Consider the following 25316-nt stretch of genomic DNA (forward strand, 5'->3'; position numbering starts at 1 on the left):
TTAGAAGATTACTAATGATCCTTAATATCGATCCAGCGTGGGCTATAGCCTGCGCTTTTATTGTATCCCTCTGCGTCGGCAGTTTTTTAAATGTGGTTATTCACCGCCTACCTATTATGATGGAACGGGAATGGTTAGCTGAACATGAGGCAGAAAATACCGAACAACAGGAAGCATTTAACCTTTCAGCGCCCGCCTCCACCTGCCCACAATGTGGGCATAAAATTAGATGGTACGAAAATATTCCTGTAATTAGTTACCTATACCTAAGAGCCAAATGTGCTTCCTGCGGTTTACATATCCCTTTTCGTTACCCCGTTATTGAGCTATTAACCGCGATAGCAGGGGCTATTATTGTTTATATCTATGGTGTAAACCTAGTCAGCCTCAGCCTGACACTGCTGACCTGGGGGTTAATCTGCCTAATCTTTATCGATATTGATCATCAATTATTACCTGACCGCATTACACTACCTTTACTGTGGTTAGGCTTATTCGTAAATAGCTTCAGCTTATTCACCTCTCTGGAAAGCGCTGTATATGGTGCTATTGCTGGCTACTTAAGTTTATGGAGTGTTTATTGGGCGTTTAAATTATTAACAGGCAAAGAGGGTATGGGATACGGTGATTTTAAATTACTGGCCGCTCTCGGAGCTTGGGCTGGATGGGCACAGTTACCCCTTATTATTCTATTGAGCTCTTTGGTTGGTGCTATATTAGGCATCGCGATGATCGCAGCGAAAAAGCATGAACAACAAGCACCTATGCCGTTTGGCCCTTATCTCGCCATTGCCGGTTGGGTTGCCCTTATCTGGGGCGATAATATTACCGGTCTCTACCTTCAATTTGCTGGTTTATAGATGTTTATAGTCGGTATAACAGGCGGAATAGGCTCAGGAAAAAGCGCTGTTACTCGTCAATTAGAGCAGTTCGGAATTAACGTTATTGATGCCGATATAGTCGCGCGAGAAGTAGTAGCACCAAAAGAAGAAGCCCTTCAGAAAATCGCACAGCACTTTGGTTCACAAATACTCACAGACTCAGGTGAGCTAAACCGTGCAGCACTGAGAGCAAAAATTTTTAGTGATCCTGAAGAGCGAAGATGGTTAGAGCAACTACTTCACCCGGTGATCCGAGCACGTATTATTCAACAACTGGGAAACACCCGATCTAACTATGCAGTACTCGCCTCTCCCCTGCTACTTGAAACAGATCAGCATCAACTCACCGATCATATCGTGGTTGTTGATGTACCTGAGGCAATACAGATCGAGCGCACGGTTGCTCGCGATAAAAACAACGTAAAACAAGTAAAATCTATCATCCAAACACAGATGCCTAGAGACCAAAAGATAGCAAAAGCTGATACGATCATTGATAATAGCGCGGACTTAGCAACTCTTGAAACGAAAGTTAGCGCCTTACATTCTAAATTACTTACGCTTGCTAAACAGGCTCATAATCATGACTAAGCCCCAAGTAAAATGCCCTACTTGTCAAAAAAAGCAGACATGGAGTACTGACAACCCATTTAGACCTTTTTGCAGTGAACGCTGCAAACTGATCGACTTAGGCGCTTGGGCAAATGAGGAGTATCAAATTCCTGAATCAAAATCTGCTAGCGACTATAGCAGTGGTGAAAATGAAGAGCATGTAGACCGAGATGGACCTATTCCTCAAGGTCCTGAGACCATGCACTAATACCTGCGACCCCCTGAGCACCATTACTAACAGCCTTATCAAGCAAGCGACTATCTACCCCACCAAGGGCATACACAGGAATAGAGCAATCACTGACCATCTGTTGGAACAGTTCCCAGCCTAAGGGAACCGCTTGAGGGTGGGATTGGGTTTTTAATACAGGTGATAAAGTAACAAAGTCTAGCCCTTTATCGACCGCCATCGCCATCTGCTCAGGATTATGACATGAGGCACTTAACCATCGTCCGCTAAATTGATTTCGCTGCTTAAGCTCCGTTAGCCGCAATGAACTAAGATGTAAAGCATCAGCATTTAAAGCCTCAGCAACCTCAATTGAGCTATTCACGATAAGCGGTATCGACCGTCCTGCTAACAACTTTTTAATACGTTTATATACGATATCAAACGTATCCACAGCGAGATCATGGTTTCTCAGCATAATCCCTTCAGCGCCGTTAGATAAAGCCTGTTCAACAAAGTGAACCACTGTATCTACATTAGATAAATTAGGGGTTATCGCGATAAGCTTAGGTAAAAGGCATGCATTAAGAATAGGCTTATTTGCTGCTGGAAAGGCAAAACTATCAAGCTCGCCTTTAGCGACCCAACGTATCGGTTGCCCCTCTTTTCCCCAAGCCTCCCCATCGAACGCACTTACTTCAAACACATCCAACAAAACCGATTTATCACTGTAATGATAGGGTACTTTTATCAGCGGTCTAGCCTCTTTTACCTCGATACCTATCTCCTCATTCAACTCTCGAGATAAGGCCGTCAGCGCACTTTCACCCTGCTCCACTTTACCACCGGGAAACTCCCACAAGCCACCCTGATGCTGATCTTCCGAGCGTCTTGCTATTAAAACTTCGCCTGCTGAGTTTTTAATAACCGCCGCGGCAACATGAATCAATTTACGCTTCATCTATTCATAACACTCGTTTAATAACTGATAGTGAGCAACCAATAAGGCAACTTAGCTGCGGTAATCCGCATTAATGCTGACATAGTCGTGAGATAGATCCGTTGTCCAAACCCTTTCGGTGATATCTCCGCGATTAAGTACAACTCTAATCAATATCTCCTCAGCATCCATTACAGCCTGCCCCGCCTCTTCGGTATAACCCGCATCACGACCGCCGTTGCTCACTATGCAAACATCACCCAAAAAGATCTGCAGTGCATTCAAATCTAAATTTTCAATACCTGCACGACCTACAACAGCCAAAATACGGCCCCAATTCGGATCAGAAGCAAACAGTGCTGTTTTAACTAAGGGCGAATGAGCAATATCAAAAGCCGTACGTAGCGCTTCATCTTGACTCGCAGCCGACTCTACCTCAACTGTCACAAACTTAGTTGCACCTTCACCGTCTCTAATGATCGCATGAGCGAGTTCTTGCATTACGGCAGTTAATGCTTGTTTAAAAGCTGAAAGCCCCTCTTGATCACTCTCAGAGACAACAACGCCAGACTTTCCTGTTGCCACCAACATACAAGAATCATTGGTCGACGTATCACCATCAACGGTAATACGGTTAAATGAACAGTCTGTCGCTTCTATCAATAATTTTTGCAGCAATTCAGGTTCAACACCCGCATCAGTCGCTACATAACCCAACATGGTTGCCATATTCGGCTTAATCATGCCAGAGCCTTTAGATATGCCAGTTAACGTGACGGTTTTGCCTTTATAAGTGTACTGCTGCGAAGCCCCTTTAAGGCGCGTATCTGTCGTTAAAATACCTTCTGCGGCATCTAGCCAGCCATTTTCTGATAAAACGGCTTTTGCTTTAGGCAAAGCAGAAATAAGTTTCTCGACCGGTAACTTTTCACCAATAACACCTGTAGAAAATGGTAGCACTGCTGCTATATCTACATCACAGAGCTCAGCTACCGCAGAACAAGTAGCTACAGCATCATTCCAACCTTCCTCTCCAGTTCCTGCGTTAGCATTACCTGTATTGACTATAAGATAGCGAGCCGCTGTTTTACTTAGGTGTTCTTTACAGATGGAGACAGGCGCTGCACAAAAAGAATTTTTAGTAAAAACACCGACGACACTGGCACCCTCACAAACTCGCATTAGCACAACATCTTTACGTCCTGGGGTTTTAATACCCGCAGACGCTGTACCTAATTCAAAACCACTTACATTGTGCATTTTAGCTGGGAATGTAGCTGGACCTACGGCCATTTTATAATCTCCTTAGCGCAGAAAGCAGCCAACAGGCTGCTCTCTTAACTGTATTAAAACTGTATCTAAATTATGTAGATAGTTTACCGTGACACTGCTTATATTTTTTACCTGAGCCACAAGGACAAGGTTCATTTCGACCTACTTTTCGCCCATCCCTGACAAAAGTTTCACCTTGCTCATCTACCGCTTCAGCATCATCACTATCATCAGCCATTGCGGAGCTTTGATCATGAGTAAAATCCATCTGCTGACTTTCAGCTTGCTCACGGCGCAGCCGCTCCATCGCTTCAATCTCTTCAGGCTGCTGTACCTGTACATGGCAGATAATACGAATAACATCACGTTTAATATTATCCAATAGCTCCTGAAATAGATGGAAAGATTCGCGCTTATATTCTTGTTTAGGATTCTTTTGAGCATAACCGCGTAAGTGAATACCTTGTCGTAGGTGATCCATAGTTTGCAGATGCTCTTTCCACAGCGTATCAAGAACTTGCAGCATTACCTGCTTTTCAAAGTTACGCATAGTGGACTCACCCACCTGCTGCTCTTTCTGTTTATAAACCGCTAAGATCTCGTCCTGAACTTTTTGATAAAGCGTTTCTTCATGTAAGCTATCGTCTTGATCAAGCCATTCCTGAACCGGCAGTTTTACTGAGAAATCAGCTTCAAGCGAGCGCTCGAGACCTGCTATATCCCACTGCTCTTCCAAACTTTGAGGGGGAACAAATTCACTAAACTTGTTCGCAACAACCTCTTCACGAACAGCATCAATGGTTTCAGATATATCATCCGTTGCCATAATTTCATTACGCTGATCATAAATAACTGTACGCTGATCATTAGCAACATCATCATATTCAAGAAGCGATTTACGAATATCAAAGTTACGTCCCTCAACTTTCCGTTGTGCTTTTTCGATAGCGTTACTCACCATCTTGTGCTCGATCGCCTCACCACGTTCCATACCTAGCGCCTGCATGAGCTGGCGAACACGATCTGACGCAAAGATACGCATAAGGTCATCTTCCAACGATAGGAAGAAACGAGAAGAACCTGGATCACCCTGACGACCTGCACGACCACGTAGTTGATTATCAATACGACGTGATTCATGACGCTCTGTACCAATAATATGTAGGCCGCCATTTTCAAGAACTTGCTGATGACGTTTTTCCCAAGCTGCAGTCACTTCTGCAATCTGCTCATCCGTTGGGTTATCAAGTTCAGCTAACTCGGCTTCTAACTTGCCGCCTAGAACAATGTCTGTACCACGGCCTGCCATATTGGTTGCTATAGTCACAGCACCTGGACGACCGGCCTGAGCAATAATCGAGGCCTCACCACCATGATTTTTAGCGTTCAGTACGTTATGAACGATTTTCTCTTTCTTCAACAGTGTAGAAATAAGCTCAGAAGACTCTACAGACGCCGTTCCCACTAGGACTGGACGCAGAGCCTCTTGGCAAGCACGAATCTCTTTAACGATCGCTTCATACTTCTCTTCTACACTCATGTAGATAAGATCGTTTTCATCTTTACGCGAAACAGGCTTATTAGTAGGAATGACCACAACATCTAGGCCATAAATCTGACGAAGCTCAAACGCTTCGGTATCAGCTGTACCGGTCATACCTGACAGTTTTGTATATAAGCGGAAATAGTTCTGAAACGTTGTAGATGCGAATGTCTGACTTTCATTTTGTACAGACACGCCCTCTTTAGCTTCTACCGCCTGATGCAAGCCTTCAGACCAACGGCGACCTTGCATAATACGGCCGGTATGCTCATCAACAATGACGACTTCATTGTTTTGGACAATATAATCCACATCTTTCTGGAACAAGTAGTGGGCACGTAAACCCGCCAAGACATGATGCAGTAAGTTGAGATTATGAGGGGCATAAAGACTTTCCCCTTCATTCAGCAGACCTTTTTCTGTAAGCAACTCTTCAACAGCGGCATGGCCTGCCTCTGTTAATTCAACAGTACGATTTTTCTCATCAACCGCAAAGTGCTCACTAATATCTTGCGACTCATCCTGCGGATCAATCTCACCATCAAACTTTTTAAGCTTTGGAATCAATTGATTAATCGTGACATACATCTGTGAACTATCTTCGGCAGGACCAGAGATAATCAACGGCGTCCGAGCTTCATCAATAAGAATCGAATCAACCTCATCCACAACCGCAAAGTTAAAATCTCTCTGCACCTTCTCATCAAGACTAAATGCCATATTGTCGCGAAGGTAATCAAAACCGAATTCGTTATTGGTTCCATAGGTAATATCAGCCGCATAAGCAGCACGTTTTGTAGCTGGATCCTGTCCAGAAAGCGCAACACCGACTGTCAAACCTAATGCTTCATATAATGGACGCATCCATTCAGCATCACGACTAGCAAGATAGTCGTTTACCGTCACAACATGCACACCCAAACTGCTTAATGCGTTCAAATATACAGCTAAAGTTGCCACCAGTGTTTTACCTTCACCCGTGCGCATCTCTGCTACTTTACCATCGTGTAAAGCCATACCACCGATTAACTGAACATCGAAGTGGCGCATACCCATAACACGTTTGGACGCTTCACGAACAACAGCAAAAGCTTCTGGCAACAATTGATCAAGGCTAGAACCTTCCTCAAGACGCTGACGAAACTCAACCGTTTTGGCTGCCAGTTCTTCATCTGTTAGTTTTTCAAGATCGACTTCTAATGCATTAATCGCCTTAACGATTTTACCCATGCGTTTTAGTTCACGATCATTCTTACTACCAAAAACTTTCTTTAACAATCCTGTCAGCATATCTTGACTTATACCTATGAAGTCTAAAACGATCCTCAACTCTTCGGAGGAGGAAAAAAATTAACTCAGCATTCTACCTTTATTTGGGGCAGAAATTGAATCTAAAAGGGCGAATAAATAAAAACCTTACATAAAAATGCAAAAAAAAAACCGAACATAGAGTTCGGTTTTCAAAAAAATTAGAAGTTTAAACAGCTAAAACAGGCTTCTGGTAGGAGATCGGTGCACTTTCTTCATTATTTTCGAAAGTGACAATTTCCCACGCTTCTTCATTAGCTAAGAGTTCACGTAGTAAACGATTATTCAAATAGTGTCCTGATTTATCACCGTAGAATTCACCAATTAGGCTTTTTCCTAACAGATATAAATCCCCAACGGCATCAAGCACTTTGTGTTTAACAAACTCATCATCATAACGAAGACCATCTTCATTAAGAATACGATAATCATCAACAACTATTGCGTTATCAAAACTACCGCCTAGAGCAAGGTTTTGTGAACGAAGGTACTCATAATCACTCATAAAACCAAAGGTACGGGCACGGCTCACCTCTTTCACAAAAGAGGTACTAGAGAAGTCCAACGATGACTCCATCTTACGTCCTTCAAATGCAGGGTGATCAAACTCAATTTTAAAACCGACTTTGAAGCCATCAAACGGTTTAAATGTGGCCGACTTACCGTCCGATTCAACAGTAACCTCTTTAGTGATGCGAATAAACTCTTTCGCCGCATTCTGCTCTTCGAGGCCTGCCGATTGAATAAGAAATACAAATGGAGCAGCACTACCGTCCATAATAGGTACTTCTTCGGCACTTAACTCCACATACGCATTATCAATACCTAAACCAGCCATTGCAGAAAGCAGATGCTCAACGGTCGCAATACGTGCACCATCTTTGGCTAAGTTTGTAGACAGCGTTGTGTCAGCAACGTTGTGTGCGTGCGCTAAAATCTCAACCACTGGATCAAGATCTACACGACGGAATACTATACCTGTATTCACGGGCGCCGGCTTAAGTGTCAGGTAAACTTTCTGACCTGTATGTAAACCGATACCTGTTGCTTTAATACTGTTTTTTAACGTTCTCTGCTTAATCATGCCATCTGCCAAAAATAAAAGGGCCATCCTAGCGCGCAATACTAACAAAAAATTCACCTTTTAGAAAGATGAATCCTTGACCACTCTACGCTTATGCAGTTTAGTCTGCCTGCTTTCTTAAGAATGTAGGTATATCTAAATAACCAGCATCGCCTTCTGTACCCGTTTGCTTCAATGCGTCTTCGGCAAACTCTGCAGGACCATCCAGCGCTTCATTCTTTCTTCTACGGAGAATGGTAGGCAAGTCAATCTGCTCTAAGTTCAAACTTCCGTCCACTTTTTTCATATTATCTTGCACAGGACGCACAGCTTCTTGCGGTTTATCTAAGCCGGTAGCAACTACAGTGACTTTCAGCTCATCTGACATCTCTGGCTCAATAACCGTACCAATGACTATAGTTGCATTCTCAGAGGCATACTCTTCAATCTGATTACCTACTTCAGTAAACTCGCCTAAGCTCAGATCCATGCCAGCAGTGATATTTACTAAAATACCGCTCGCACCACGAAGATCAACATTATCTAGCAGAGGACTCTTAATCGCTTTTTCTGCCGCTTCTGCAGCACGATGTTCACCTCTAGCATGACCCGTTCCCATCATCGCCATGCCCATTTCAGACATAACAGTACGCACATCTGCAAAATCCACATTGATCATGCCTGGACGGGTAATGAGGTCAGATATACCTTGTACTGCACCTCTAAGCACATCGTTTGCTGATTCAAATGCATTTAACAAACTACAATTACGCCCTAGAACCTGCATTAGTTTTTCATTAGGGATAATGATCAACGAATCAACACTATCACGCAGCTCTTTAATGCCATCGGCAGCTATAGCCATACGCTTACGGCCTTCAAACGGAAACGGCTTAGTTACAACAGCGACCGTTAAAATGCCCATATCTTTAGCAACTTCAGCTACAATAGGTGCCGCACCTGTACCTGTACCCCCTCCCATTCCTGCTGTAATAAAGACCATATCCGCGCCTTTCAGCATCTCACCAATACGGTCCCGATCCTCCATTGCCGCTTGGCGCCCCACTTCAGGATTAGCACCAGCCCCTAAGCCTTTTGTCAGCGTATTACCTAACTGAATAACAGTTTGAGAAGACATTGAGGAAAGCGCTTGTGCGTCTGTATTCGCACATACAAATTCAACCCCTTCCAAATCACCACTTTCCATGTGTTTGACAGCATTGCCGCCACCGCCACCAACACCAATCACTTTGATTACTGCATTTTGTGGAACGCTATCTAACAGTTCAAACATTGTTAGCTCCTTGAGTGCTCAAGCCAAGCACTATCACCTAATTCGCCACTGATTATCATCAGCCGCCAAAACATTAAAATCGAGTTAAGTTGGTTTAATAATTACTTTTAAACCAAGCTTTCATTTTGTCCAAAACACCTATCCGTGGAACCGTAGCTACATCTTGATTGATCGTCTCTACACTACCGTCCACATGATCATGCTGTGCGTATTGCAATAACCCTATCCCAGTAGCATAAATCGGGCTGCTAAGAATATCTGCCATCCCCCTCACACCATGAGGGGTCGCTAAACGTACCGGCATATGGAAGATCTCTTCTGCCAACTCAATAGCTCCCTCCATTTTTGATGTACCGCCGGTTAATACGATGCCCGCCGCCACCAAATCTTCGAATCCGCTACGGCGTAATTCCGCCTGAATAAGTGTAAACAACTCTTCATAGCGCGGTTCAACAACCTCAGCTAATGCCTGCCTGGATAGATCTCTTGCAGGGCGATCCCCAACACCTGGAACTTTGACTGTTTCGCTACCCGTCGCGAGCTGCGCAAGCGCACAGGCATATTTAATCTTAATCTCTTCCGCATGCTGAGTCGGGGTACGTAGCGCCATAGCGATGTCGTTAGTAACCTGATCCCCAGCAATAGGTATAACAGTGGTATGTCGAATCGACCCGCCGGTAAAAATTGATATATCGGACGTACCGCCACCTATATCAATCATACAAACGCCGAGCTCTTTCTCATCCTCAGTTAATACCGAGTAACTTGATGCCAATTGCTCAAGCACTAAGCTATCAACCTCTAAACCACAACGACGTACGCACTTCTCAATATTTTGTGCAGCATTCACTGATCCCGTCACCAAATGGACTTTGGCTTCTAATCGAACACCTGACATCCCTAAGGGTTCTTTAATGCCCTCAGAGCTATCAATCTCATACTCTTGAGGCAATATATGTAAGATCTTCTGGTCTGCGGGAATCGCTACAGCTCTTGCAGCATCGATTACACGTTCCAGATCATATTCAGTTACTTCTCGATCACGTACAGCAACAATACCGTGCGAGTTCAAACTGCTTATATGACTACCTGCAATCCCGACAGTTACTGAATGAATTTTACACCCAGCCATCAATTCAGCTTCCTCAACTGCACGCTGGATTGAGCTAACTGTCGACTCTATGTTTACAACAACGCCTTTTTTAAGGCCTCTTGAGGCATGAGAACCTATACCTATTATTTCGATGGCGCCATCAACACCGATCTCACCTACTAGGCATAACACCTTAGATGTACCGATATCCAAGGCAACAATCATGTTGTTATCCATCGAATTATTCATTTCTATTACCCTGCATTTTCATCTTCGGCTTTTTCTCGCCACTTAACCGCAACACCATGGGTATAACGGATATCAATTGCTTCTATCTCATCAACTTGCTCTAACAACCTCAGCTGATAAAGATCCAAAAACCGCCGCAAACGCTCATCAATTGCTTCACGTCCCACTATCACCTTAATTTGATTATCAAGCTCAAATGTCCACGCACCTCGAGCTTCTAAATTAAGGCTTACCACATTCAATCCAACCTGCCTCAACATCTGATTAAAATCATGAAATTGAGCCATAACTCGTTCTGTTTCCGGGGCCGGCCCACTTAATCGTGGGAGAGAACGATACTCCTCTTTCAACTCCGGCCAAAAAATATCACCTTGATGATTTAATAAGCCCCGCTCACCCCAACGTGCAACAGGTACCTCTTCTTCAATTTCAACAATCAACTGATTTGGCCAGTCACGCTTAATAGCTGCTACACGCACCCAAGGATATTCTCGAACCAGCTCCTGTATCACCCCGATATCAGCACTAAGCAAGCCCTGCTTTAACCGGGCAGCAATATCTTCTGCCAAATCTTTCCGATCTAAATGCTGAGCATTACCAATTACAACAATCTGCTCTACAGGTTGATCTAACCATTTCCACACATTATGACTAACACCCCATACAACACCGATAAAAATAATCAACGATGAGATCGTCCAAAAGGGTTTCCACCAGCCATCTAAATCAACATCTATCTTAGAGTCCTTATTAACACTAGAGCTCACCGCCTCACGGCTAGCCCCACGAGGCGCTAAAACAGGTTCATCTTCACTCTGCACACTTTTTTTAGACTTAAAAAAGTCAAAAAACTTCATCTCAATGAGCCGTCTTTAAAATTTCAACAACTAACTGCTCGAACGAAACACCCTGCTGTTTAGCTGCCATAGGCACTAAGCTATGATCGGTCATGCCTGGGGCCGTATTAACCTCAAGCAGCTGAAAATCACCATGTTCATCTTGCATCACATCTACACGCCCCCAACCGGCACATCCTACGGCAGCAAATGCTTTTTCCGCGAGCTCACGCAGCGCTTTCTCTTTCTCGATACTTAAACCATGATCAAATCGATACTCTGTATCGTTAGCTACGTATTTCGCATCAAAATCATAAAACTCATGATTAGTGACTAATAATATTGGGGATAGCGCTTCACCATCTAAAACAGCCACTGTATATTCATCACCGCTCATCCACCGTTCAGCAATAACAGTACGGTCAAATTTTGCGGCCGTTTTTAGTGCTTCCGTTAAGCCCGATACACTATCAACCTTACTCATTCCTATGCTCGAGCCCTCATGCGCAGGCTTTACAATGATAGGAACACCTAGACGCTCGATGACATCTTCGAAAGACTCTTCTCCGCTGCAAACAGCAAAGGGAGGCGTTGGTAAACCGGCGCCTAACCAAAGCTGCTTGGTTCGTAACTTGTCCATACCTATAGCCGATGCAGCTACCCCGCTGCCTGTATAAGGCTTACCCAACATTTCTAAAGCGCCCTGAAGCGTTCCATCTTCACCACCTGGGCCATGAAGAATAAGAAAAGCACGATCAAATACTTCCTCTTGTAACTGACGCAATGGCTCCAAATCCGCAGATGGACCATATAAATCGATCCCAAACGCATCTACACCCGCACGCTGTAACCCAGCAAGCACTGCTGCACCACTTTTTAGAGACACTTCACGCTCAGATGAGTTACCACCATAAATTACCGCAACACGTCCAAAAGACTCTCTCAAATGCGAATCGATCACAAAACTCATCTATATCAATCCTCAGCAACTAAAGACAACTGATTTAATTGATGTGCTAACGCCGTGATATCGCCAGCCCCTTGTGTTAGCAGCAGATCACCTGGCTGCAAAATACCCTTTAAAACATCAGCCACTAAATCTTTATCACTAATAAAAACGGGATCTATACGTCCACGTTGACGAATACTACGGCATAGACTTCTACTGTCGGCGCCAGCAACGGGCGCTTCCCCTGCGGCATAAACTTCCAGCAATAACAACACATCAACTTCAGATAACACTTCAACAAAGTCTTCATAAAGGTCACGTGTGCGGCTATAGCGATGTGGCTGATTAATCATTACCAATCGTTTGTCTGGCCATCCTTCACGAATCGCTTTTATAACTGCACTGACCTCACGCGGATGATGCCCATAATCATCCACCAACATCGCATTTCCGCCCTTAACTGCAACATCACCCAATATTTGGAATCGACGACCTACACCTTCAAATTTAGCTAAAGCACTACAAATGGCTTCATCAGAAATACCTTCGTCTGTAGCAACCGCTATAGTGGCCAGTGCGTTTAACATATTGTGATGGCCCGGCATATTTAACGACACATCCAGATCAGCAAAGCCTTCTGGGCGCTTTACCGTAAATCGGGTATACATGCCCTTTTGACAAATATTTTCTGCACGATAGTCCGCATCGTCTGACACGCCATAAGTGATTATCGGACGACTAATCTCCGGCAAAATCTCACGCACAACAGGATCATCCACACACATAACAGCCAAACCATAAAAAGGTAAATTATGTAGAAACTCAATGAAGGTCTTCTTCAATATAGAGAAATCATTACCATAAGTTTCCATATGGTCTGCATCTATATTAGTAACGATAGAAACCATCGGCTGTAGATGTAAAAAGGATGCATCACTTTCATCAGCTTCTGCTACAAGATAACGACTTGTGCCCATTTTTGCGTTGGTACCAGCGCTATTTAAACGCCCACCAATGACAAATGTGGGATCCAACTTCCCTTCAGCAAAAACAGAAGCTAGTAAGCTTGTTGTAGTCGTTTTACCATGCGTGCCAGCAACAGCAATACCATGGCGATAACGCATCAACTCAGCTAGCATTTCAGCACGGCGAACAATGGGTATACGTTGCGCTCGGGCCTCTTTAACTTCTGGGTTTTCCTCATTAACCGCAGTCGATACAACAACCACATCAACATCAGCCACATTCTCTGCACCGTGACCAATAAAAATAGACATTCCTAATTTTTTAAGACGGTTCGTCGTAGCAGATATTTTCAAATCCGAACCAGAAATTTGATAGCCTTGGTTAAGTAACACCTCTGCAATGCCACACATACCCACACCGCCAATGCCGATAAAGTGTATACGGCTAATTCGACGCATTTCAGGTATTTCAAATCGTGTAAAAGCATTTTGCTCTTTCATTTTTTTATCGCCTCAAGACAAACCATTGCCACTTGCTCACTCGCCTCTGGTTTACCAAGAGCGCGCGCTTTATTCGCCATTTCAATCAATCTAGTACGCTGATTTAGCTGCTCTGTAAGTAAACGTTTCAAAACATCTCGACTCAAATCACTTTGCTGTATCAAAATTGCCGCATCATTATCTGCTAAAAAGGCTGCATTTTTGGTCTGATGATCATCCACAGCATGAGGGAAAGGCACCAGAATTGATGCAACACCCGCAATACTGAGTTCGCTTATAGTCAAAGCACCCGCTCGGCATAACACCACATCAGCCCATGCATAAGCTTCATCCATTGCATCAATAAACGGCTCGACTTTACAACCAGAGATATTGAATTTTTTGTATTGCTCCAACGTCTCTTCAATATTACGTTTACCCGTCTGATGCCAAACATCAGGTCGCTGTTCCTCTGGAATCTCAGATAGCACTTCGGGTAAAAGATCATTGATCGCTTTTGCACCTAAGCTACCACCAACAACCAGTAATCTGATCTTCCCACAACGATTATCCATTCGCTCAGAAGGAGGCAACATGTCGAGTATGGCGCCCCTTACAGGATTACCAACCGACTCTGTTTTCAAAGATGGACCAAAAGCACCTTTAAATGCCTCCAGAACCTGTTTAGAAAATCGAGATAAAGCCTTATTTGTCATCCCCGCGACAGCATTCTGCTCATGAATAATAAGAGGGATACCTAACAACCATGCAGCAGCGCCCCCCGGACCTGATGCAAAACCGCCCATACCAAGCACAACATCGGGCTTTACTTTTCGCACAACTTTTAGGGCCTGCCAAAAAGCAACAAGCAATTTAAATGGCGCTAACAGAAGACTTAACTTACCTTTACCGCGCAACCCTCTTACTTCAATGGAGTGCAGTTTTAAGCCTGCCGCAGGGACTAAATCAGCTTCTATACCATGGCGAGAACCTAACCACTCCACATGAACGCCCTGAGCCTGCATTTTTTCAGTTGTTGATAGCGCAGGAAAAACATGACCACCCGTACCACCTGCCATAACTAGCGCAACAGGCGCTTTACTATGCTTCATACTTGCGCCTCCGGTTTAAATCTAGACTGAGTTTTCTTCCCTGAACTTTTTCCTGTTTTGTTCAATTTGTTATCTCCATCTGTTGTAGATGAAGAAAATTGGCTTTTTTTCAATTCATAATCGACTCTTAATATCACAGCCAACATCGCACAGCTCACCAACAAACTACTGCCTCCGTAACTAACTAAAGGCAGTGTTAGCCCTTTAGTTGGTAGGGCACCAACATTTACACCGATATTAATTAATGCCTGCCCAGCAAAAATAATTCCAAATCCATAACAAACATATGCTTTGAAGAAAGCCTTCATTTTTTCTGCCCGTCGTCCGATACGGAAAATATTCACAACTAATACCGCATATAGCACAATCAACGCAGCTGCACCGACAAAACCAAGCTCTTCAGCTAATACAGAAAAAACAAAGTCCGTATGAGCTTCAGGCAGATAAAATAACTTCTGGACGCTGTTACCTAAACCTGTTCCAAACCACTCGCCACGACCAAAAGCTATTTGAGCCTGAGACAGTTGGTAGCCTGTACCAAAAGGATCCTGCCACGGATCAAGAAAGCTCTGTAAACGTGCGACACGATAGGGCTGCAAACCAACGACTGCACCTAACAATCCCCCCACACTAACAATAACCACTAGAAACTGAGAAAAGCGCATCCCTCCTAAAAAGATCATGCCCATAACCGTACCCATTAACACAACCAATGCACCAAAATCCGGTTCAAAGTAGAGCAGCACACAAAAAATACCTAAAGGTAACGTGGGTTTAGCAATACCTTTCCAACTGCTTCTAACTTCATGGAGACGGCGAACTAAATACCCTCCCATATATAAAACCATACAAAACTTCGCGACCTCAGAAGCCTGCAAGTTTAATGGTCCTAAGGGCAGCCAACGATGACTACCATTAACCCCTTTACCTATCCCTGGGATCAACACCAGAATAAGTAAAAAACCGGCCGCCAGCATCCACCAGTGTCCACTACGTTCCCAAAAACTAATAGGGAAGTTCCACACGGCTATAGCACCAATCAAAGCGATCAACATAAAGGAAGCCTGACGAATAACGTAGTAATAAGGCGTTCCATTATTCTCCATTGCAACATCTAAGGAGGCAGAACTGATCATCACAAATCCAGTCAACACTAATGCAATAGCGCAACCCAACACCCATGGATCAAAGGGTAATACCCCCAATTTCGTTTGCGGTGGCAGACTTGATGATGGCCAAAAAGCACTAAACATCAGAGTACCGCTACCGCATCAACAAATGCATCACCACGCGCAGGGAAGCCACTAAACATGTCAAAGCTCGCACACGCTGGGGAGAGCAACACTATATCCCCTAATTCAGCTAGGTCAGCCGCTTTTTCAACCGCATCAGTCATGCTTATTGCCGCTACTTTTTCAAGGTTTCCACAGGCTGCAGCCAAACGCTCGCCATCTTCACCCAAGTACACCAAACCTCGCCCAAAACGTTGCAAGGGTGACGCTAAATCAGAAAAGTCAGCACCTTTACCTACGCCACCAGCAATCAGGACTAACTTTTGACTTCCTGACAATGTTTCACCTAAACCTACCAATGCTGCGACTGTTGCACCGACATTCGTACCTTTAGAATCATTAAAATAACTAATGCCGTTTTTATCAGACACCCATTGGCAACGATGCTTCAAACCTGAAAATGCTTTCAATGCCTTAACCATCGCTTCCATAGGTAGCCCTGCAGCGTGACCTATTGCCATAGAAGCCAATGCATTCGCAATATTATGGCTACCACGTATTTTCAATTCAGAAACGGGTAATAGTTTTTCAAACCCTAGGCTCAACCAATGCTCACCCTGCTCTTCAAGTAAACCAAACGCTTTAATATCTGGTTTATCTAAGCCATAAGAGTGTGTGACTACATTTTTAGATAAGAGGGGTGCTGTTAACGCATCATCCCTATTGATAACAACATGTTTAGCACCGCGAAATATTCGATGCTTGGCTTGATAATAGCCCTGTATCTGGTTGTCATAGCGATCTAAATGATCTGGCGTAACATTAAGAACTGTCGCAACCTCGGCGCGTAATTCATGGGTTGTTTCTAACTGAAAACTCGAAAGTTCCAGTACATACAAGCCTTTTTCCGGCTGGCCTAACATCTCCAACACAGGGGTGCCAATATTGCCACACACACCTACATCCAGACCGGCGGCTTTAGCCATTTCACCAACCAAGGTAGTTACTGTGCTTTTCGCATTCGAGCCTGTAATAGCGATAATCGGCGCTTTCACTTCTCGACAAAAAAGATCGATATCGCCACTGAGCTGCACGCCTTGCGATACCGCAGCTTGAATTGCTGGCTCTTTCTGAGTCACGCCAGGGCTTAATATAAGTTCAGTCGCTCGTTTTAAGTACTCACTATCAAAAGGCCCGCAACGAAGATCTACATCAGGAAATTCGTGCTTAAGCTCATCAGCACCTGGTGGATTCTCTCGGCTATCTACAACAGAAAAAGAGGTCCCTTTAGTCGCCAAAAACCGTGCACACGCCAGCCCAGTCTGTCCTAGACCGATCACAATTTTAAAATTATCACTGGCGATTAATCCCATGACTCAACCTTACTCTTAACGAATTTTCAGCGATGCTAAACCGATTAACACCAATACAACTGTAATAATCCAAAAACGCACAATCACGCGCGGCTCAGGCCAACCTTTTAATTCAAAATGGTGATGCAAAGGAGCCATCCTAAAGATACGACGTCCTGTTAACTTAAATGAAGCCACCTGTAAAATGACCGATACAGTTTCAGCGACAAAGACCCCACCCATAATAAAGAGAATAAACTCTTGTCTAACAATCACAGCAATCACACCCAAAGCTGCACCTAAAGACAATGCTCCCACATCCCCCATAAATACTTGGGCTGGATAAGTGTTAAACCATAAGAAACCTAATCCAGCACCAACAATTGCGCCGCAAAAAATAATCAGTTCACCCGAACCTTCGATATATGGAATAAGCAAGTAATCAGCAAATTTAATATTACCGGATAGGTAGGCAAAAACGCCCAATGCGCCAGCAACTAGAACGGTAGGAAGAATTGCAAGACCATCTAAACCATCCGTTAAATTGACCGCATTGGAGCTACCGACAATGACAAAATAGGTAAATACAATAAAGAAAATACCTAACTCAATCGAAACATCTTTTAAGAAAGGTATAAGTAGTGAAGTTTCTACCGGCATAGACGCAACTGAATATAAAACCACGGCTGCACCTATACCACCTACAGACTGCCAGAGATACTTCCATTTTGCAGGTAAACCACGAGGGTTTTTCTCTACTACTTTTCGGTAATCATCCACCCAACCTACAGCACCAAAAATCAATGTAACAATTAGTGTAATCCATACATAAATATTACTAAGATCACTCCAAAGTAACGTACTAATAGCAATAGCAACTAGAATCAGTGCACCGCCCATGGTTGGGGTCCCTGCCTTACTCAAATGGCTTTGCGGACCATCATCACGAATTGCCTGCCCAATCTGATTGTTGCGTAATTTATTAATAACAAAAGGCCCCACCAAAAGAGATATCAGCAGAGCGGTCAACACTCCCAAAATCCCTCTTAACGTCAGATACTGAAATACAGCGAAGCCGCTGTAATACTCTGATAAATATTCTGCTATTAGTGGTAGCATTTCTTCTTATTCCTCTTTAGACAGGCTGTTAACAACCCGTTCCATTGCTGCGCTACGTGAGCCCTTAATCAGGATATTAATACCCTGACGTGCTACGCCCGACAGCGCAGCGATTAGTTCTTGTTGTGTTTTAAAATACTGACCACAATCTTTTGATTCGGCATCAAATGCCAAAACAGAGTGCCGAGACAGCGCGCCAGTCGCCCAAAGGCTTCCAACCCCCTTCTGCGCTGCTCGGCAGCCTACTCTTTCATGCTGTTTGACGGCGTCAGCCCCCAACTCAGCCATATCCCCTAAAACCAAGATAGATTCACCCTGCAAGCTGACCAATAAGTCGACGGCCGCATTCACTGATCCTGGATTAGCGTTATAAGTATCATCAATAATGAGTGCTCCTTGCCGCCCTTCCATCGGGCACATACGCCCTTTAACCGCTTTAAAACTATGCAAACCATCCGCGATCTGCTGCAAAGGTATATCTTGCGTACTTACCGCTGCGGCCGCCGCCAGCGCATTCGCTATATTATGTTGTCCCATAACACCTAACTGGACCGGTACGGTTTGTTCACCACGATGCAACACAAATGAGAAGCAGCCGGTATCAGACGCTTTCACATCCGATGCATAAATATCAGCGGAATCAAATTCACAGGAGAATGTTTTCTTCTTCTGTCCTTCAGCACCACCGAGCCAAAACTGAGCATATTTATCGTCGGCATTGATAATGGCGTAACCATGAGTTTTATTAAGCTGCGAGAAGATCTCTGCTTTTGCCTCAACCACGCCTAACAAAGAACCAAACCCTTCTAAATGTGCGCCCATAGCATTATTTAAAATGGCCACATCAGGTAGAGATAGAGCCGTTGTATAAGCTATCTCACCGCCCGCACTTGCGCCCTGCTCAACCACAGCTACTTGATGCTCATCATTTAAACGAAATAATGTTAATGGCACCCCTATATCATTATTAAGGTTACCCTGCGTCACAAGCACCGATGCGTTTTGGGACAAAATACTACGTAACATCTCTTTCACCGTAGTTTTACCGCTACTACCCGTTACAGCATAAACGCGACCATTAAAGCGCTGTCGATTAGCCAGCGCTATCTGCCCTAGCGCTTTATGTGTATCTGTAACCAGCCATTGGGCAATAGGTTGCTCAAGTGATCGAGAAACAACAGCAGCTACTGCACCTTTAGCGAAAGCCTGCTCCACAAACTCATGTCCATCAAAATTAGGGCCCTCCAATGCAACAAAAAGATCACCTTGTTTGATAGTACGTGTATCTGTACTAACTCCCTGAAACGAGACATCTTTAGTAATGTCACCGCCAAATTGCTGTTGTAACTGGCCTAAATTCCACTCACCAATCATGCAGCCACCCCTAAAATCTTCCGCGTCATGACTAAATCACTGAACGGATGACGTTTACCGGCAACCTCTTGGTAGTCTTCATGGCCTTTGCCAGCGATTAAAACAACATCTTCTGGGGACGCTTGCATAATGGCTAATTGGATAGCTTCAGCTCTATCCACTTTAATATTTGGTATATGCTGACTAATACCGCTTTCAATCATTTCTATAATTTTCCGAGGCTGCTCATTACGTGGGTTATCACTTGTCACTACCAAATGATCAGCAAAACGGTCCGCAATTTTGCCCATTAACTCGCGTTTACCAATATCTCGATCGCCACCACAACCAAAGACACACCATAAAGTCCCATTGGTATGCGCTCGAACCGCTTGCAAAGCTTTTTCTAAAGCATCCGGTGTATGAGCATAATCAATAATAACCAGCGGCTTATTAGCAGCAACAACCGCTTGCATTCGGCCTGGCACAGATTCCAGTTTTGACAGTGCATCGACTAGTTGCCCATAGCTAAATCCCTGCTCAACCAATACCGCAGCCACAAGCAATAAGTTGTCTAAATTAAAATCACCGATAACTTTGCTACAAAAAGCGAAACCACCTTTAACTGTTTTTATTTCTGCTTCAATACCATGCAGAGCAAGCCGATAGGCTGCCAAACGATAATCTCCGTGAACTCTACCAACAGAGACTTTCTGGCAGTTGATTCTCTGATCCAACATTAATTGACGCCCAAACACATCATCAATATTTAAGATCGCTTTTTTCAGAGAATCTTTGCTAAACAACTTAGCTTTGGCCATGCCATAAGATTCCATAGAACCGTGATAATCCAAATGATCACGAGTCAAATTAGTAAAGACTGCATAATCAAATTCAACAGCATCGACTCGTCTCTGCTCTAAAGCATGGCTTGAGACTTCCATTACAACCGCTTCAGCGCCTGATGCATTTAATTCAGCCAATAGCTTCTGCAAACCTATAGCATCCGGTGTGGTATGCGTTGCTTTATTTAGATCCTTAGGAAAGCCATTCCCAACCGTGCCAACGATCGCAGTTTTAACCTTCAAGACATTCATCGCTTGAGCTAAAAAATGTGCACAAGAGGTTTTACCGTTCGTCCCAGTAATGCCAATGACTGTCATTTTTTTGCTAGGCTCATCATAAAAACGAGCAGCTATAGCGCCTAGTTGAGCCACTAAATTAGGGATGCAGATAATAGGCACATTCACACATGGGCAATCATCTTTTTCACTTTCATCAAGCAATACCGCAACAGCGCCAGCGGCCACAGCACCTATAACAAAATCCACACCACGATGCTGTAAACCTGAGCGCGCCAGAAACAACGTTCCCGGATTAACTGTACGACTATCCTGAGATAGAGTAGACACAACGAGATCGGCGCAGGTTTCATCAACCCACTCCGGTATTATCTCAGCTAGCGCCTTCTCTATTTTCAGCATATTCGTCTCTTATTAATGCCTATTCGCAATTTGCTTATTTACTTCGGGCCAATTATCAGGCGGAACATTCAACAGCCTTAACGCGCCCCCAACGGCCCTTGAAAAAACAGGCGCTGCAACTTCACCACCGTAATACTCTTGCCCTTTTGGGTTATCAATCATGACGACGGTAACTAAACGCGGATTACTAACAGGTGCAATACCTGCAAACGTAGACATATATTGGTCATCAATGTAACCGCCGGGCCCGACTTTATGCACTGTGCCTGTTTTCCCAGCGACCCTATAACCAGGTACTGCAGCTCTACGCCCTGTACCTTTATTACTAATAACTGTTTCCATCATGACGCGTACATCTTTCGCCACACTAGCCGGCATAACGCGCACAGGCTTACCCGCTTCTTTCTGACGAATAAGATTAACCGGACTCATCACACCATCATTCGCCAAAGCCAAATATGATTGCGCTAACTGCAAAGGCGTCACAGAAAGGCCATAGCCATATGATAATGTTGCTCGCTCAACGACTTGCCGCTGATTCAGATATGGCAAATAACCTGAACTTTCACCGGGAAAGCCTATTCCTGTTGCCTGACCTAATCCTACATTATGAAATAGGTTTCGCACGGAGCCTTCTGGCAAACTGAGCGTCAACTTAGTCACGCCCACATTGCTCGACTTTGTAATAATTGTTGATACATCGATCTCACCATAATTACGGTGATCGCGTATGGTTTTGCGCTTAACTCGAAAATACCCTGGTGATGTATCAACCAAAGTATCCGGTGTGTACTGCCCACTCATCAACGCGGCAGCAACCGTCATAGGCTTAACCGTTGATCCCGGTTCAAACGTATCGGTTAAAGACCTATTACGCAAAGCCGTTGAGACTCGCTGGCGCGGATCATTAGGGTTGTAAGATGGCTGATTAACCATAGCCAATACCTCGCCCGTCTTAACATCCAACATCACCAATGAACCGCCATCTGCGTTATGCGCTTTTACGGCTGTCTTTAATTCTCGATATGCTAGGTACTGCAAGCGCAGATCAATACTTAACTCTATATTGTTTCCATGTTGGGCCGACTTCACTTCTCGAACATGTTTAATTGTTCGACCCAGTCGATCTTTCATCACCAGTTGTTTACCTGATTCTGCTTTCAACCAATCTTCATAGGCCAACTCCAACCCTTCCTGACCTTTACCATCTAAATTAGTAAAGCCCACTAAGTGAGTAGTCACTTCTGCCGCGGGATAGTAACGCTTATATTCTCTATCCACATGTACACCAGGAATCCGCAACGCTCTTACTTTCTCAGCTAGTTCAGGAGTCCCTTGTCTCTGTAAATAAAGAAAACGCTTAGTGCGATAGGTAGATAACTTAGCAATCAGTTTTTTCTTATTACTCTTAAGTAAAGCCGCTAATTTAGCTATACCTGCATGCTGTAAATCCATCATCTTAGGATCAGCCCAGATCGTCGCGACAGGTGCGCTGACAGCCAAAGGTTCGCCATTGCGATCCGTTATAATCCCTCGATGCGCAGGTACTTGAACCGTTCGTAAAGTACGCTCATCACCCTGCGTTTGTAAAAAAGCTTGATCTTCAACATAGAGCGACAACATACGCGCAGTAATACCGACCGCAACAAGCAGCAAAAGAATCAGCACCAACCACAGGCGCCATCCTCGTCCTACTGTAGCCTCAGCACTATCACTGACTTCGTTGTTATCGCTCATTGCGAATAATCTCTATTTGATTCACTTCAGGCACCTTCATGCCTAATTTACTTGCGGCTTGCTGCTCAACACGGTTATTTGCCGCCCAAGCACTTTGTTCTAACAAAAGCTGGCCCCACTCAACCTGCAACTCATCTCTCTGCTGTACCAACTCTTGGTGGTAATTAAAAAGCGTTCTATACTCAAACGCACTCAGCACTACAACAAGACATGTAGCCACTAGCAAAACAACCAAAACAAAAACAGTTAAAAAAGGCCTCAGCAAGGCTTCTAAGTTACAAAACTCACTGGCTTCAACTACATCAGCCTCAGGCGCTAGCTTTTTTTTCAACAACCGCTGAAAAAAATCAACACGCACTTAAGCCACCTTCTCTGCTATACGCATAACAGCACTGCGCGCACGAACATTGTCTTGTGTCTCACTATCACTAGCCTTCACGGCTTTACCTACGCCTTTTAAACGAATCTCTAGCATGTCATTAGTAAAGGGAATCCCTCTTGGTAAATGTTCATCCCCTTTTACATGCTTGCGAATAAAACGTTTAACAATGCGATCTTCAAGCGAGTGAAAACTAATAACAACCAAACGCCCACCTATCTTCAGCATATCTAAAGCCTGATCTAGACAGCTTTCCAGGTCCTCCAACTCCTTGTTTATATGAATACGAATCCCTTGGAAGGCGCGGGTAGCGGGGTTTTTACCTTTTTCCCACGCAGGATTCGCTTCAGCAATAATTTTCGACAGTTGAGCCGTTGTGGTAATGGCTTCTTCTTGACGCTTAGCAACAATCGCTTTAGCCATCCGACGGGAGAACTTCTCCTCACCATAGGTATAAATAACATCCGCAATCTCGGTTTCATCTGCTCGCGCAATCCACTCAGCCGCACTTTCGCCTGACGATGTATCCATCCGCATATCAAGCGGACCATCATTCATAAAACTAAAACCTCTTGATGCATCATCCAGCTGAGGGGATGAAACACCTAAATCAAGCAGCACACCATCAACTTCACCTGCCATACCATGCTCAGTAACAAACTGCTCTAATTGCGCAAAACTACCATGAGCAATCGAAAAGCGAGGCTCATCTGTAAAGCGTTCTTTCGCATGAGCAATCGCTTGCGGATCTTTATCTATACCTAAAAGCCGACCATCCTCGGCCAACTGTTCCAGCACTAAAGCCGAGTGGCCACCACGACCAAAAGTTCCATCGATATAGAAACCAGAGGAATCCTGCACTAAAGCATCAACAGCTTCTTGTAGCAGAACGGTAATATGTTTAAATTCCTGGCTCATCGATAAATCTCATTAGCGTTCATTTTTATAATGAAAGGTTTTGTAACTCTTCGGGCATTGCCATGCCCCCATCCACATCCTGAAGATACTCTTCACGGGTGGCTAACCATCTTGATTCATTCCAGATTTCAAACTTCTGACCTTGACCAAGCAGTACAATTTTTTTATCTAATTCTGCGTATTCACGTAGCGGCGCTGGCAGCAACAAACGGCCATTGCCATCCATATCCAAATCAGTAGCATGACCGATCAGAAGCCGTTGAATACGTCTTGCCGCGGGGTTAAAGCTAGGCAGGGCCTCGATTTTCTCTTGAATTTCTTCCCATTCATGTAGCGGATAAAGCAATAAACAGCGTTCTTCAGTATCAATCGTTGCCACGAGCTGCCCATCACAGCAGGTCGTGATTTTCTCACGATACCGTGCTGGGATCGCCATGCGCCCCTTAGCATCTAGATTGATTTGATTTACGCCTCTAAACATTTCTCGCTCTCTAAACCCACTTAATTTACAGAATTACCCACTTTTACCCACTTTATCCCACTAAAGCACACTATAGAAAGGAACCCCAATTAAAGCAAGGCAGAATAAGCTTCCAAGAAGGGTTTAATCACATGGTTTATTAGATAATTTAATAATGAGAAACAAGCATCAGAAAAAGCACTAAGAAAGACACTTAAAAAACAAGGAATTAGAAAATTTAACGAGAAAAACAATAAGAAAAGCTAAAAGAAAAGGATTTCTAAGATGAAAAAATAAAAATTGAGGAGCTTGCCGGTAAGCCCCGAGCTGTTCTGAAGAGTCGTCGTGGACAGTCATTTATCGGGATGCGCATCCAACTGCTATGCCGCAGGCTCCAAACAAACAATATAACCATTTACAAAAAAAATTGAGGAGTTTGCCGGTAAGCCCTGAGCTGTTCTGAAGAGTCGTCGTGGACAGTCATTTATCTGGGATACGTATCCTACAACTATGCTG

22 protein-coding genes are annotated in these 25316 nt (G+C 44.1%); 3 read left to right on the forward strand and 19 right to left on the reverse strand.

Annotated features, from left to right (window positions below; translation table 11 throughout):
* Nucleotides 1–14: 14 nt before the first annotated feature.
* Genes A3774_RS01740 through yacG form a run of 3 tightly spaced genes read left to right on the forward strand, consistent with a single transcriptional unit; the run spans nt 15 to nt 1701 of the window.
* A complete protein-coding gene (locus A3774_RS01740; protein ID WP_067862383.1) occupies nt 15–860 on the forward strand; it encodes a prepilin peptidase in 846 nt (281 codons plus the stop codon).
* Nucleotides 861–1472 carry a dephospho-CoA kinase gene (coaE, locus tag A3774_RS01745; RefSeq protein WP_067862384.1) on the forward strand — a complete coding sequence of 204 codons (612 nt, stop codon included), beginning with the start codon at nt 861–863 and terminating at the stop codon, nt 1470–1472.
* Nucleotides 1465–1701, forward strand: a complete 237-nt coding sequence (gene yacG, locus A3774_RS01750; RefSeq protein WP_067862385.1) for a DNA gyrase inhibitor YacG — start codon at nt 1465–1467, stop codon at nt 1699–1701. The genes coaE and yacG overlap by 8 nt, the downstream gene beginning before the upstream one ends.
* On the opposite strand, the gene A3774_RS01755 is transcribed toward yacG, so the two are convergent.
* From A3774_RS01755 to mraZ, 19 genes are all read right to left on the reverse strand, one after another.
* Nucleotides 1670–2623: a Nudix family hydrolase gene (locus A3774_RS01755; RefSeq protein ID WP_067862387.1), complete on the reverse strand. Its 954-nt coding sequence runs from the start codon at nt 2621–2623 to the stop codon at nt 1670–1672. The genes yacG and A3774_RS01755 overlap by 32 nt on opposite strands.
* Nucleotides 2624–2674: 51 nt before the next feature.
* The gene (argJ, locus tag A3774_RS01760; protein ID WP_067862390.1) at nt 2675–3895 is read right to left on the reverse strand and encodes a bifunctional glutamate N-acetyltransferase/amino-acid acetyltransferase ArgJ; all 1221 of its coding nucleotides are present in this window, start codon (nt 3893–3895) and stop codon (nt 2675–2677) included.
* Between the two features lie 70 nt (nt 3896–3965).
* The gene (gene secA, locus A3774_RS01765) at nt 3966–6707 is read right to left on the reverse strand and encodes a preprotein translocase subunit SecA (protein ID WP_067862392.1); all 2742 of its coding nucleotides are present in this window, start codon (nt 6705–6707) and stop codon (nt 3966–3968) included.
* A 187-nt stretch (nt 6708–6894) separates the two neighbouring features.
* A complete protein-coding gene (gene lpxC, locus A3774_RS01770; RefSeq protein WP_067862461.1) occupies nt 6895–7809 on the reverse strand; it encodes a UDP-3-O-acyl-N-acetylglucosamine deacetylase in 915 nt (304 codons plus the stop codon).
* 100 nt (nt 7810–7909) lie between these two features.
* A complete protein-coding gene (gene ftsZ, locus A3774_RS01775; RefSeq protein ID WP_067862394.1) occupies nt 7910–9082 on the reverse strand; it encodes a cell division protein FtsZ in 1173 nt (390 codons plus the stop codon).
* A 94-nt stretch (nt 9083–9176) separates the two neighbouring features.
* Nucleotides 9177–10424 carry a cell division protein FtsA gene (ftsA, locus tag A3774_RS01780; protein WP_067862396.1) on the reverse strand — a complete coding sequence of 416 codons (1248 nt, stop codon included), beginning with the start codon at nt 10422–10424 and terminating at the stop codon, nt 9177–9179.
* Between the two features lie 5 nt (nt 10425–10429).
* A complete protein-coding gene (locus tag A3774_RS01785) occupies nt 10430–11281 on the reverse strand; it encodes a cell division protein FtsQ/DivIB (protein WP_067862398.1) in 852 nt (283 codons plus the stop codon).
* A gap of 1 nt (nt 11282) precedes the next feature.
* Entirely contained in the window at nt 11283–12230 is a 948-nt protein-coding gene (locus A3774_RS01790) for a D-alanine--D-alanine ligase (protein WP_067862400.1), read from the reverse strand.
* A 5-nt stretch (nt 12231–12235) separates the two neighbouring features.
* Nucleotides 12236–13675 (reverse strand): UDP-N-acetylmuramate--L-alanine ligase, encoded by a 1440-nt coding sequence (gene murC, locus A3774_RS01795; protein WP_067862403.1) that lies wholly within the window; start codon nt 13673–13675, stop codon nt 12236–12238.
* Complete coding sequence (gene murG, locus A3774_RS01800; protein WP_067862405.1) at nt 13672–14766, reverse strand: undecaprenyldiphospho-muramoylpentapeptide beta-N-acetylglucosaminyltransferase; 1095 nt, start codon at nt 14764–14766, stop codon at nt 13672–13674. Before murG ends, murC begins: the two co-directional genes overlap by 4 nt.
* The gene (ftsW, locus tag A3774_RS01805; protein ID WP_082792320.1) at nt 14763–16019 is read right to left on the reverse strand and encodes a putative lipid II flippase FtsW; all 1257 of its coding nucleotides are present in this window, start codon (nt 16017–16019) and stop codon (nt 14763–14765) included. Before ftsW ends, murG begins: the two co-directional genes overlap by 4 nt.
* The gene (murD, locus tag A3774_RS01810; RefSeq protein WP_067862407.1) at nt 16019–17371 is read right to left on the reverse strand and encodes a UDP-N-acetylmuramoyl-L-alanine--D-glutamate ligase; all 1353 of its coding nucleotides are present in this window, start codon (nt 17369–17371) and stop codon (nt 16019–16021) included. Before murD ends, ftsW begins: the two co-directional genes overlap by 1 nt.
* A 15-nt stretch (nt 17372–17386) precedes the next feature.
* A complete protein-coding gene (gene mraY / locus A3774_RS01815; protein ID WP_067862409.1) occupies nt 17387–18469 on the reverse strand; it encodes a phospho-N-acetylmuramoyl-pentapeptide-transferase in 1083 nt (360 codons plus the stop codon).
* A gap of 6 nt (nt 18470–18475) precedes the next feature.
* On the reverse strand, nt 18476–19843 hold the full coding sequence (locus A3774_RS01820; RefSeq protein ID WP_067862411.1) for a UDP-N-acetylmuramoyl-tripeptide--D-alanyl-D-alanine ligase: 1368 nt from the start codon (nt 19841–19843) through the stop codon (nt 18476–18478).
* The gene (locus A3774_RS01825) at nt 19840–21306 is read right to left on the reverse strand and encodes a UDP-N-acetylmuramoyl-L-alanyl-D-glutamate--2,6-diaminopimelate ligase (protein ID WP_067862413.1); all 1467 of its coding nucleotides are present in this window, start codon (nt 21304–21306) and stop codon (nt 19840–19842) included. The genes A3774_RS01820 and A3774_RS01825 overlap by 4 nt, the downstream gene beginning before the upstream one ends.
* Nucleotides 21307–21318: 12 nt before the next feature.
* Nucleotides 21319–23043, reverse strand: coding sequence for a peptidoglycan D,D-transpeptidase FtsI family protein (locus A3774_RS01830; protein ID WP_067862415.1), 1725 nt, complete (start codon nt 23041–23043; stop codon nt 21319–21321).
* Nucleotides 23033–23401, reverse strand: a complete 369-nt coding sequence (gene ftsL / locus A3774_RS01835) for a cell division protein FtsL (RefSeq protein WP_231867911.1) — start codon at nt 23399–23401, stop codon at nt 23033–23035. Before ftsL ends, A3774_RS01830 begins: the two co-directional genes overlap by 11 nt.
* Entirely contained in the window at nt 23402–24340 is a 939-nt protein-coding gene (rsmH, locus tag A3774_RS01840) for a 16S rRNA (cytosine(1402)-N(4))-methyltransferase RsmH (RefSeq protein ID WP_067862417.1), read from the reverse strand.
* A 25-nt stretch (nt 24341–24365) separates the two neighbouring features.
* A complete protein-coding gene (gene mraZ, locus A3774_RS01845) occupies nt 24366–24821 on the reverse strand; it encodes a division/cell wall cluster transcriptional repressor MraZ (protein ID WP_067862419.1) in 456 nt (151 codons plus the stop codon).
* Between the last annotated feature and the right edge of the window lie 495 nt (nt 24822–25316).

Source organism: Neptuniibacter marinus, from assembly GCF_001597725.1.
GTDB lineage: Bacteria > Pseudomonadota > Gammaproteobacteria > Pseudomonadales > Balneatricaceae > Neptuniibacter > Neptuniibacter marinus.